At 73.5% G+C, this 11,239-nt stretch carries 8 protein-coding genes; 5 read left to right on the top strand and 3 right to left on the bottom strand.

What is annotated here, in order from left to right:
• The first annotated feature begins 34 nt into the window (after positions 1–34).
• From CCN29_RS28820 to CCN29_RS28810, 3 genes are all read left to right on the top strand, one after another.
• Positions 35–670 carry a GNAT family N-acetyltransferase gene (locus CCN29_RS28820; RefSeq protein WP_086685512.1) on the top strand — a complete coding sequence of 212 codons (636 nt, stop codon included), beginning with the start codon at positions 35–37 and terminating at the stop codon, positions 668–670.
• 187 nt (positions 671–857) lie between these two features.
• Positions 858–1,547, top strand: a complete 690-nt coding sequence (locus CCN29_RS28815) for a lytic polysaccharide monooxygenase auxiliary activity family 9 protein (protein ID WP_189408655.1) — start codon at positions 858–860, stop codon at positions 1,545–1,547.
• Positions 1,548–1,866: 319 nt separating this feature from the next.
• Positions 1,867–3,999: a DUF1996 domain-containing protein gene (locus CCN29_RS28810; RefSeq protein ID WP_442538536.1), complete on the top strand. Its 2,133-nt coding sequence runs from the start codon at positions 1,867–1,869 to the stop codon at positions 3,997–3,999.
• Positions 4,000–4,084: 85 nt separating this feature from the next.
• On the opposite strand, the gene CCN29_RS28805 is transcribed toward CCN29_RS28810, so the two are convergent.
• On the bottom strand, positions 4,085–6,346 hold the full coding sequence (locus CCN29_RS28805; protein ID WP_086685504.1) for an MMPL family transporter: 2,262 nt from the start codon (positions 6,344–6,346) through the stop codon (positions 4,085–4,087).
• 256 nt (positions 6,347–6,602) lie between these two features.
• Here CCN29_RS28805 and CCN29_RS28800 point away from each other — a divergent pair, with 256 nt between their 5' ends.
• Positions 6,603–6,791, top strand: a complete 189-nt coding sequence (locus tag CCN29_RS28800) for a hypothetical protein (protein WP_006132180.1) — start codon at positions 6,603–6,605, stop codon at positions 6,789–6,791.
• A 31-nt stretch (positions 6,792–6,822) separates the two neighbouring features.
• Here the strand turns inward: CCN29_RS28800 and CCN29_RS28795 are convergent, their stop codons facing one another.
• The gene (locus CCN29_RS28795) at positions 6,823–9,402 is read right to left on the bottom strand and encodes a SpoIIE family protein phosphatase (RefSeq protein WP_442538535.1); all 2,580 of its coding nucleotides are present in this window, start codon (positions 9,400–9,402) and stop codon (positions 6,823–6,825) included.
• A gap of 160 nt (positions 9,403–9,562) precedes the next feature.
• Here CCN29_RS28795 and CCN29_RS28790 point away from each other — a divergent pair, with 160 nt between their 5' ends.
• A complete protein-coding gene (locus tag CCN29_RS28790; protein WP_442538534.1) occupies positions 9,563–10,150 on the top strand; it encodes an AMIN-like domain-containing (lipo)protein in 588 nt (195 codons plus the stop codon).
• A 27-nt stretch (positions 10,151–10,177) separates the two neighbouring features.
• Here the strand turns inward: CCN29_RS28790 and CCN29_RS28785 are convergent, their stop codons facing one another.
• Entirely contained in the window at positions 10,178–10,870 is a 693-nt protein-coding gene (locus CCN29_RS28785) for a GAF and ANTAR domain-containing protein (protein WP_006132177.1), read from the bottom strand.
• Positions 10,871–11,239: the final 369 nt, after the last annotated feature.

Raw genomic sequence — 11,239 nt, 5'->3', positions numbered from 1 at the left:
GTGGGAGCGCTCCCACGCGTGCAGGATGTCGGGCATGACCGAGTCTCCCGCCGTCCGTCCGTACCGCCCCGAGGACCGCGAGGCCCTCGACGACATCTGCGTCCGCACCGCCCACAACGGCCAGGACAGCCGCCCCCACTACGCCGACCCCTCCGTCTTCACCGCCGCCTTCGCCGCCCCGTACGCGTATCTGGAGCCCGAGCTGGCCTTCGTGCTGGACGACGGGCGGGGGAACGCGGTGGGCTACGTCGTCGGCGCCGCCGACACCGCCCGGTTCGCCGAGCGGTTCCGCACCGAGTGGCTCCCGCTGGTCGCCGAGCGCCACCCTGCCCCGTCCGGCCCGCCGGCCACCCCGGACGAGACGATCGCCTGGCTGCTGCACCACCCCGAGCGGATGGTCGTGCCGGAACTCGCCCCCTGGCCCGCCCATCTGCACATCGACCTGCTGCCCGAGTGGCAGGGGCGCGGCCACGGGCGGCGGCTGATGCGCACCCTGCTCGCGGCGCTGGCGGGGCGCGCGGTCCCGGCCGTGCACCTGGTGATGGCGGTCGCCAACAAGCCCGCCCGCGCCTTCTACGACCGGCTGGGCTTCGAGGAGGTCGAGGGCGTGCCGATGGACGCCTCGGTCGTCTGCCTCGGGCGCACGACGGGGGAGCTCGACCGTCTCTGACACGGTCCGTCCGGCTCTCCGCCGTCGAACGTGTCGAACACGCCACCGGGTGGCGGAAGTGGCGGGAACGAAGGGTTGCCCCTTCCGCCGTCCGGCGGCAGATTGCCCCTGGGAGCGCTCCCATCGGGCGCGCGCGGCGGGTGCGCGCGCCCGCACTCCCGACCCCCACGGCGGAAAGAAGGAACCCATGAGTTGGCATGCACATGATCTGTTACGGCGTGATCTGCTGCGGGGCCGGTTCCGGCTCGCGCTCGTCCTGAGCACCGTCGTCGCCGCGCTGCTCTGCATGGTCCCCTGGAGCGGCACGGCACACGCCCACGGCTCCGTGGTGGACCCCGCGTCCCGCAACTACGGCTGCTGGCAGCGGTGGGGGAGCGACTTCCAGAACCCGGCGATGGCCCAGCAGGACCCGATGTGCTGGCAGGCATGGCAGGACAACCCCAACGCCATGTGGAACTGGAACGGCCTCTACCGGGACGGCTCGGCCGGCAACTTCCGCGCGGTCGTCCCCGACGGCACGCTGTGCAGCGGCGGCAACACCGAGAACGGCCGCTACCGCTCCATGGACACACCGGGCGCCTGGAAGAAGACGCGTGTGGGCAGCGGCTTCACCGTCAACCTGTACGACCAGGCCCGCCACGGCGCCGACTACTTCCTCGTCTATGTCACCAAGCAAGGCTTCGACCCCACCACGCAGCGGCTGCGCTGGGACGACCTCCAGCTGCTGACCCGCACCGGCTCCTACGCCCCGGCCGGCAACTACGCGATCCCGGTGAGCACCTCCGGCCTGAGCGGCCACCACGTCGTCTACACGATCTGGCAGGCCTCGCACTCGGACCAGACGTACTTCCTGTGCAGCGACGTGGACTTCGGCTGAGCGGGACCGGCCGAGGCAGCCAAGGCAGACCCGCCCCGAGCAGCGAAGACGCCACGCGACCGCCCTCCGCGCCCCCGTCGGACGCACTCCGTCCGACGGGGGCCGTGTGCCTCAAGTGGCCCGCGGTCGCTGAGATTTCCGGAAGAAGTCGTGAGCCGGTTGAACACGATGCGGTCCGCCTGCGTATGACGCGTGGGAATCGAATGCCCGTCCCCCGCGACAGAAGCGTAGGAGTACTGCCTTGGCACGCAACACACGCAGACGCCCCAAACAGCGCGCGACACTCGCCGCTTTCGCCTTGATCCTCGGCGGCGGCGGCATGATGGCGGCCAACGTCTACGCTTCCGCCACGGACGGCGGGACGACGGACGCGCAGGTCCTGTCGGGCGCCGCCACCGTCGACTGCCCCGACGTGGCCACCCAGCTGACCGCGGTGCCCGACCAGGCCCGCGCGGAGGTGGACAAGGAACTCGCCAACCTGGACGCCCAGATCGCCGAGGCGTACAAGCGGATCGGCGAGTCCGCGGACGCGATCCGCCAGGACCCCGGCTTCGCCGAGAACGCCATCGCCGGACCGCTGAAGGACAAGCGGGCCGCCGTGCTGGCCCGTATCGGAGCCGCCGTCGAGAAGGCCGGCGGCGAACTGCCGCAGGGCTTCGACGACCTCGCCGCCTGCGCGGTGCGCGACTCCGGCAACGCCCCCGCCCCCGAGGAGGGCGGCGACGGCGGCGAGCAGGCCGGAGACGGCCAGGACCAGCAGAACGGCGACGGCCAGCAGAACGGCGACGGCCAGCAGGACGGCGGCCAGCAGGACGGCGACGGCCAGCAGGGCGGCCAGGACCAGGGCGGCCAGGACGACGGCCAGGAGCAGGGCGGCAACGGCGGCCAGGCGGGCAACGGCCCGGTGGCCGGCGACTACGTCTCCATCGAGAGCGTCCAGCCCAACGTCAACAAGCCGCAGCCGTCGGGGAACGCCTCCACCGGCACCTTCGTCAGCGAGTGCGGCGTCAACGCGAACGGCGTGTTCAACTCGGACAACGTCATCGCCGCGCCCGGCGTGAGCAACGGCGCCCACCACTTCCACGACTACATCGGCAATCAGGCCACCAACGCCTTCGTCAGCGACGACGAGCTGACGAAGGCGCAGACCAGCTGCGAGGACCAGCGCGACAAGTCCTCCTACTACTGGCCGGTGCTGCGCCTCCAGAACGGCACCGAGGAGCGCGACGCCCAGTCCCCGGGCGGCGGCATCGAGGGCAACGCCGGTGAGATCGTCACCCCGAAGGACGTCACGCTGACCTTCGTCGGCAACCCGAAGGGCAAGGTCACGGCCATGCCCCGGCTGCTGCGCATCATCACCGGTGACGCCAAGTCCTTCGTCAACGGCCCGGCCAACGCCAACGCCTCCTGGAGCTGCACCGGTTTCGAGGACCGGCAGCTGAAGGACAAGTACCCGCTCTGCCCGGAGGGCAGTGACGTGGTCCGCTCGTTCGCCTTCCAGAGCTGCTGGGACGGCCGCAACATCGACAGCGCCAACCACCGTACGCACATGGCGTTCACGGACGCCGAGGGCAACTGCCCGGCCGGCTTCCAGCCGATCCCGCAGCTCGTCCAGCGCATCGTGTACGACGTCGACGCGCCGAGCCTGGAGGACGGCGGCAAGACGGTCCCGCTGTTCGCGGTGGACTCCTTCCCCGAGCAGCTGCACAAGCCGATCACGGACCACGGCGACTTCATCAACGTCTTCGAGGAAGACCTGATGAACGAGATGGTCGCGTGCATCAACGAGGGCCGTGAGTGCGGCGCCGGCGCCGCCGGCGGCGACAACGGCGGCGGTGACAACGGTGGTGACGACGGCAACGCCGGTGGCGACAACGGCAACGGCGACAACGGCAACGGCGACAACGGCGGTGACAACGCCGGCGGCGACAACGGCGCCGAGCAGCCCTCCGCCACGCCCGACGACCCGGGCCAGGGCGGCAACGGCGGCCAGGACGACGGCGACCAGGGCGGTGACAACCAGGGCGGCGGTCAGAACGACGGCGACCAGGGCGGCAACCAGGGCGGCGGTCAGAACGACGGCGACCAGGGCGGCAACCAGGGCGGCGGTCAGGACGACGGCCAGGAGCAGCCCTCGGCGACCGAGCAGCCCGCCGAGGACCAGGCCACGGCCCAGCCGGACGTGAAGGTCTCCGAGCCGGCCGACGCCGGTGGTCAGGACAACGGCGACCAGGGCGGCGGCCAGGACAAGGGCGACGGCGACGACGGCGGCCAGGCGGCGCAGGCCTCCCAGGTGCCCGGCAGTCTGCCCGAGCTCGAGAACAGCGCCCAGGCCCAGGGCGGCAGCGGCAGCCTCGCCGAGACCGGAGCCCAGCTGTGGCCGGCCGCCATCGGCGGAGTGCTGGTGATCTTCGGCTTCTTCGTGCTCCGCAGCGTGCGGCGCAACGCCTGACGGTCAACCTCTGACACACCGGGCGGCAGGACCCTTCGGGGCCCTGCCGCCCTTGTGCGTGCCGGGCCGGACGCCGGGCGCGCGCTCAGCGGTCCGCCGCCGCGCCCGCGCCCCGGCTCCCGCCCTCGCCCTCGGCGTCGATGTGCGGCAGCAGGCGGTCCAGGCGGCGCGGGGTCCACCAGGCGTGCGCGCCCAGCAGCGTCATCACCGCCGGCACCAGCAGCAGCCGCACCACCGTCGCGTCGATGAGGACGCTGACCGCCAGGCCCAGGCCCAGCATCTTCACCACCACGTTGTCGCTGACCACGAACGCCGCGAACACGCTCACCATGATCAGCGCGGCGCAGGTGATGACCCGGGCGGTGATCTCCAGGGCGTGCGCGACCGATGCCCGGGCGTCCCCGGTCCGCCGCCACGCCTCGTGGACGCGGGACAGCAGGAAGATCTCGTAGTCCATGCTGAGGCCGAAGACGATCGCGAACATCATCATCGGCACGTAGCTCTCGATCGGCACCGTGCCCGACACCCCCAGCGCCGGACCGCCCCAGCCCCACTGGAACACCGCGACGACCACGCCGTACGAGGCCGTGATGGACAGGACGTTGAGCACGGCCGCCTTCACCGCGACGAGCAGGCCGCGGAACACCGCGAGGATGATCAGGAACGCCAGGGCGACGACCACGGCGATGATCCACGGCAGCCGCTCGGCGACCAGGTCGCGGAAGTCGACCTGCGCGGCCGTCGTCCCGGTGACGTACGTCGAGGCGTCCGTGCCGCGCACCGCCTCGGGCAGTGTGTCGTCCACCAGGCGGTTGGCCAGGTCGGTGGTGGTGGCGCTCTGCGGGCTCGCCGTCGGGTACACCGTGCCCACCAGCACGTCGCCGTCCTGCGTGGGCGTCAGCGGCGTGACCACGGCCGCCCCCTCCACGCCGTCCAGCGTCTGCTGGGCCTGCGAGGCGAGGGAGGAGCGCTGCGACTGGGGCACGGAGGACTGGTCGACGACCACGGTGAGCGGGCCGTTGGAGCCCGGCCCGAACGCGTCGGTCATCAGGTCGTAGGCGCGCCGGTCGGTGAACGACGTGGGGTCCGCGCCGTCGCCGATGTGGCCGAGCTGGATGGAGAACACCGGGATCGCCAGCACGGCGATCACGGCGACGCCCGCCGTCAGGAACGTCCACGGTCTGCGCGCCACCCGCTGCGCGTACCGATGCCAGGTGCCGTGCGGTTCGGCACCGGGCCCGGCGTCGGTCTCCGCCACGGTCGCGCGCACCCGCCAGCGGTCGATCCGGCCGCCGGCCAGCCCCAGCAGCGCCGGCACCAGGGTGAGCGCGCCGAGGACGGCGGAAACCACCGTGACGGCGGCGGCCAGTCCCAGCTTGGCGATGAACGACACGCCCGACGCGGACAGTCCGGCCAGGGCGACGATCACCGTGCAGCCGGAGACCAGCACCGCCCGGCCGCTGGTGGAGGTGGCGTGTCCGGCCGCCCGCACCGGGTCCAGGCCGTTCATCACGTCCTGCCGGTGACGGGTGATCAGGAACAGCGCGTAGTCGATGCCGACGCCCAGACCGATCATCGTGGCGAGGGTCGGGGAGACGGTGGCGAAGGTGGTGGCCGCGGCCAGCAGCCCGAGCACGGCCAGCCCGGCGACCACCGCGATCAGCGCGGTCAGCAGCGGCATGACGGCGGCGAGCACACTGCCGAACCCGATCAGCAGCACGATGACGGCGACCCCGAAGCCGATCAGCTCGCTGGTCCGGTCGTCGGGCGAGGGCCGGGCCAGCTCGCCCAGCGGCCCCCCGTACTCGACCTGCGCGCCCGCCTCCCGCAGCGGGCGCACGGCGTCGTCCACCCCGCTCAGATAGCCGTCGCCGAGCGTCGAGGGCTGCACGTCGAAACGCACCGTGATGTACGCGGTCCTGCCGTCGGACGACAGCGGTCCCACGCCGGGCTGCGACGAGCCGGAGGACGAGCCCGCGGCGGTCAGCGGGTTCTGCGCCGACAGGACGTGCGGGAGTTGTTCAAGAGCGGTGACCGTCGAGGACATCTGCGAGCCGAGGGCGGTCAGTTCCCGCTGGTCGTCGTGGAGGACGATCTGGCTGCTGTAGCCGCCGGCCTGCGGGTCGTGCCGCTGGAGGACCTCGATGCCCTTCTGCGACTGCGAGTCGGAGAGGGTGAAGTTGTCCGAGTAGTCGCCGCCGACGGCCCGGCTCACCACCTGGAGCGCCACGAGGGCGACCAGCCAGGCGACGATCACCACCACGAAGTGGCGAGCGCACCACTCGCCCAGCCGGCGCAGCACACCCGCCCGGGGTCCGGCGCCCGCCTCACCGCGTGTCGACGGCATCGACGTGCTCTCCTCCGGCCGGCCGGGCGGATCCCGGCGCCTGCTGCCCATTAGAGGGCGGGGCGGTCGCCCCGGCATCCCCGCGCGGCGGCCCGGGGGAACGGGCTCACCTGCCCGGCGGGCCGGTGCGTCCGGACCCCGGACCCCGGACCGCGCACGCCCCGTTCCATTGCGCCGTCCGTGTGTGACACTTGACCGCACGAGGCCGCGGCGCTGTCCGAGGGGGGAGCGCCGGCCGCCGGAGAGGGGAAGCGCCGTGAGCCGGGACGCCGTACACGCATACGAGGACGACGACATGGCCGCCCGGGCCCGCCGCGCCCGTTTCGGGAGCCTGCCGGAGCCCGTCCGGGTGGAGGACCTGATCGAGGAGCGCCCCGCCGTGGCGCCGGACCCGGCCCGCTTCGCCTACGACCCCGACGAGTGGCTGGTGCGGTACTGCGCCTGAGCGCGCCCGCCCGCCCCGGTCGCGCCGCGGGTCAGCGCGGGTCCGCCAGGTCGTACGCCGTGAGCAGCAGCGCCACGTCGTCCGGCCGGTCCTCCGCGCGGCGGGCCGCGCCGAGCATCCGGTCCGCCAGCTCCTCCATGGAGCCGGTCCGGCTGACGCCCAGACACATGCGGACCGTCTCGATGCCGGTCGCGATGTCGCTGCCGGGCACCTCGACCAGCCCGTCGGTGTAGAGCGCCAGGACGCTGCCGGGCTCCAAAGTGAACTCGGTGACCGGGTAGTCGGCGTTTGGCTGCACCCCCAGAAGCACGCCGCCGGCCAGCTCCAGGCTCTCCGTGCTTCCGTCGGGGCGCCGCAGCAGCGGCGGCGGATGGCCCGCGCGCACGGCCCGGGCGTGCCCGGTCGCCGGGTCCAGCTCGATGTAGCAGCAGGTGGCGAAGACGTCCGTCTCCAGCTCGACGAGCAGCTGGTTGGTGTGCGTGACGACCTCCTGCGGCAGCCGTCCGCTCGCGGCGAAGGCGTGCACCGCGCTGCGCAGCTGCCCCATGACGGCCGCGGCGCCCACGCTGTGCCCCTCCACGTCCCCGATGACCAGCGCCACCCCGCGCCCCGTCCGGATGACGTCGTACCAGTCGCCGCCGATGTCCATGCCCTTGGTGCCCGGCAGATAGCGGGCGGTGATGCGCAGCCGGTCGATGGCGGGCAGCCGGTGCGGGAGCAGCCCCTCCTGGAGCCCGCGCGCCACGGCCGACTCGGCGTCGTAGAGCCGCGCCCGCTCCATCGCCTGCGCGCCCAGCCCGGCCAGCGCGGTCAGCGCGCTGCGCTCCTCGGCGGTGAAGCGGTGCGAGGTCTTCCAGCCGAGGATGAGGGAGCCGATCGGATGCCCGGAGGCGATCAGCGGAAGGAACGCCCAGGAGGCCATGGGGTCCAGCACCAGGCTCGGGTACGCGCCGACGAGTTCCTCGGGCGACTCGAAGAACAGCGGCAGGCGCGCGGTCAGCGCGTGCACCCCGGGCAGGTCCGCGTCCAGCGGCACCCCCTCGAACGGGTCGAGGAAGTGCTGCGGATAGCCGTCCTCCCACAGCAGGTACATCCGCCCGTCGCGCACCGCGTACAGCGCGACCTCCTGCGCCCCGAACGCCGGCAGGAGCTGCTCGGACACGGCCCGGCACACGTCCTGGACGGTGACGGACTCGGTGAGCACGCTGGCCATCTGCACCACGTGGTACAGCGCCCCCGCGCGGGCCGTGGTGACGAGCCCGGTCGGCGGCACCGCCGGCTGCTCCGCGGCCGGCGTCAGCGGCCGTCCCGGCTCCGCCCCGGCGGGCGCGGCCGTGCGGAACACCCGGCCGGTCAGCCCGTGCACGCCCGGGTAGAGCACGAAGCCCAGCCAGACGCCGTCCGGGTCGTGCACGAGGTACGACACCGGCTGCTGCGTCAGCATGGCCGCCCGGTAGCGGTCCTCGTACGCCGGGTCGCGCAGCCAGGTGAGCACCCGCCAGGGGTGGTGGCCCAGCAGCCGCTCCAGAGGGCAGCCGAGCAGGTCCTGGCAGCGGCGGTTGGCGTAGATGACCCTGCCGTCCTGGTCCAGGGAGAACAGCCCGTCCGGCAGCCGCTCGGCCGCCTCCGCCGCGGTGACCCCGCCCGCCACGTCCACCAGGGCGCCCACCAGCAGCCGTTCGGTGTCGCCCGCCCGCACCACGTGCCCCCACAGCTCAACCGGCCGGTAGTGGACCGCCTCGCTGTCGTCCTGCGACTCCTCCAGCACCCGGAAGTGCCGGCCGCGGATCTGCCCGGTGTCCTCGGCCTCCCGCCGCGCCGCCCGCAGTTCGTACAGGTCGTCCGGCGTCACCCGCTCCTCGACCGCGGCCATGGTGCCGCCGAACTCCTCGCGGGACACGCCCAGCAGTTCCAGCGCGTCGTCGTCCCCGGACCAGCGGTCGCTGCCCAGGTCCCACTCGACCATCCCGACCGCGACCGCCTGCGCGGGCGGCGTCGGCAGCCGCACACTGACCGGCTGGTCGTCGTACTCGATGCCGTACGACAGCGCGTCCGCGTCCGTGCGGCCCGGCAGCCCCCGGGCGAACTCGGCGAGACGCTCCTCCATGCCCAGCCCGGCCAGGCGCAGCGCCTCGCGCACCTCCCGCTCGCCGGCCGGCTCCCGGGCGGAGGAGTGCAGCACCGCGAGGACGCCCACCGTCTCCCCGCCGACCCGCACCGGGTGGTAGGCGTGCGCGAACGAGTACGGCAGGGCCGCCGTGAACTGGGGGAAGCGCAGCATCGTCGCCCGGTCGTCGGGCAGGTAGAGGGTCTCGCCGCTGCGGAACGCCTCGCACATCGGCAGCGCACCGCTCACCGGGATCCGCCACCACGGCTTGAGCAGCGAGCGGGGCACGCCGGACATCACGCACAGCACCAGTGACCTGCGGTCCCGCGACCGGAGGTAGACCGCCCCGCCGTACCCGCCGGTGTCCTGCATGGCCGTCACCACGGCGTCCGCGAGCGCGTCCTCGACTCGGTTCTCGCCGCGCCGGGACCGGCTCGCCTCCGCGTCGGGCGCGGGCACGCCCGCCGGCCGCTTCCCGCGCGGTGCGGCGGCTGCACCACCCATGGAGCGCCCTCCCGGTGCACATGGAACGGGACGTTCGTCCGCTCCCCACCAGCATGTGCCATGCGCGCCGGTACGGCGACCGGCCGAACGCACCGCAACCATCGGGTCATCCCGGTCGTCTCACCCGATACCGATACGTTGGCGTCCCAGGGGGCCGAAAATGATTCAATCAAGAACAATCTGCGCGACCGTGGTGCTGCTCGGCGCCACGCTGGCGACGGCGGCGGCTCCGGCCGTGGCCGCCCCGCCCGCCGCGCCCGCCGCGGCCACGGCCTGCCCCACCGGCTGGGGCAGCGGCGACAAGGCGGCCGGCGCCGCCACCGCCGAGTCCGTGCGCAACGTCCGCACCGGCCGGCACGACTGCTACGACCGGATGGTCGTCGATGTGCCCGGCGCCGCGCGCGGCGACCTCGGCTACTCCGTCCGCTACGTCGACCGGCTCCACCAGGACGGCTCGGGACGGCACATCCCCGTCTCCGGCGGCGCGGTCCTCGAGGTGCGCGTCACCGCGCCCGCGTACGACCCCGGGACGGGCGCGGCCACCTACCCCGCGCGCGTCGGACGACCCCTGCCGGGCGTCGAGCTCACCGGGTACCGCACGTTCCGCGACGCGCGGTTCGCCGGCAGCTTCGAGGGCGACACACAGCTCGGCCTCGGGGTGCGCGGACGGCTGCCGTTCCGCGTGCAGCAGCTCGACGGGCGTCTCGTGATCGACGTCGCCCACACCTGGTCCGGGGCCGCCCGCTGAGCGCGCGCCGTGCGGCGGGCCGGGCGGTCAGCGGGCCGCGCCGCCCGGCCCGCAGATCTCCCGCGCCACGTCCCGCAGCTTGGTGTTGGTGCGCTGCGACCGGGTGCGCAGCAGGTCGAACGCCTGGTCCTCCGTGACGTGGTACCGGCCCATCAGGATGCCCATCGCCTCGCCGATCAGATGACGCGTGGCGATGGCCTCCTGCATCTGCTCGTCGGTGCGGGCGGCGGCGAAGGCGACCGCGGCGTGCGACGCCAGCAGCCAGCCAGCCGTCTCGCTGTCCTCGGTGAACGTCCCCGGCTTGCGGGAGTACATGTTGAGGGCGCCCAGCTCCTCCTCCCGCGTGTACAGCAGGAAGCCCATCATGCTGCCCACGCCGAGCTCCCGGCACCGGGGCACGAAGTGCGGCCAGCGCTCCGGGGGCGCCGTCAGGTCGGGTATGCGGAAGAGCCGCTCCGGGCGGTCGGGCCGCGCCGCGTCGAAGCACGGCCCCTCGCGCAGCTCCCCCTGCAGCGTGTCGCTCTCGGTGACGAACGGATCGGTCGGCGCCAGCGACCGTACCCGTCCCTCGCTCAGCACGAGAATGCCCGAGGCGTCGCAGCCGTCCACGAGCTCCACCGCCGAGCGCGAGATCTGCTCCAGCGTCGCGTCGAGCGTGTGCTCCGCGAGCAGATCCCGGGCCATCGACGCCATCCGCTGGGCGAACACCCGCCAGTCCACGTCCGTCTCCTCCGTCCGGCCGGGCCCCCGGCCATCGTGACATCCCCTCACGGATCGCCTTTTTCCCGCCCCGCACGGAAACAGGCCGCCCACCCCGGGAAGCGGTGCACACCCAGGTCCGGTGAGTGCGCCGATCGCGGGCAGACGGCGTACGTGATCTTCGGCGTGCCCGGTCGGCCGGGACGCCTGGTCCGGCCGTCCACAGAGAGGAGTCACCACGGTGACCATGCCCGAGCGTCGTACCCGTGCGCTGCGCCCCGGCCGGCGCGCGCACCGCCAGGCCCCCGGTGACCAGTGCCGCGGCGAGCAGGCCGAAGAACATGGCGGTGGAGCGCAGGTCGAAGCGCCGGCCGGGGCGCAGCGCACGGG

Origin of the sequence: Streptomyces pseudogriseolus, from assembly GCA_002154585.1 — a bacterium.
Taxonomy (GTDB): Bacteria; Actinomycetota; Actinomycetes; order Streptomycetales; family Streptomycetaceae; genus Streptomyces; species Streptomyces pseudogriseolus.
The sequence above is the reverse complement of the archived record's forward strand: the minus strand, read 5'-3'. Positions and strand labels throughout refer to the sequence as shown.

What these genes read in the sequence shown, in the direction of transcription:
- CCN29_RS28790 (WP_442538534.1), top strand. Translation starts at nt 9,563, where the DNA reads ATGATTCAATCAAGAACAATCTGCGCGACCGTGGTGCTGCTCGGCGCC.
- CCN29_RS28810 (WP_442538536.1), top strand. Translation starts at nt 1,867, where the DNA reads ATGATGGCGGCCAACGTCTACGCTTCCGCCACGGACGGCGGGACGACG.
- CCN29_RS28805 (WP_086685504.1), bottom strand. Translation starts at nt 6,346, where the DNA reads ATGCCGTCGACACGCGGTGAGGCGGGCGCCGGACCCCGGGCGGGTGTG.
- CCN29_RS28820 (WP_086685512.1), top strand. Translation starts at nt 35, where the DNA reads ATGACCGAGTCTCCCGCCGTCCGTCCGTACCGCCCCGAGGACCGCGAG.
- CCN29_RS28815 (WP_189408655.1), top strand. Translation starts at nt 858, where the DNA reads ATGAGTTGGCATGCACATGATCTGTTACGGCGTGATCTGCTGCGGGGC.
- CCN29_RS28795 (WP_442538535.1), bottom strand. Translation starts at nt 9,402, where the DNA reads ATGGGTGGTGCAGCCGCCGCACCGCGCGGGAAGCGGCCGGCGGGCGTG.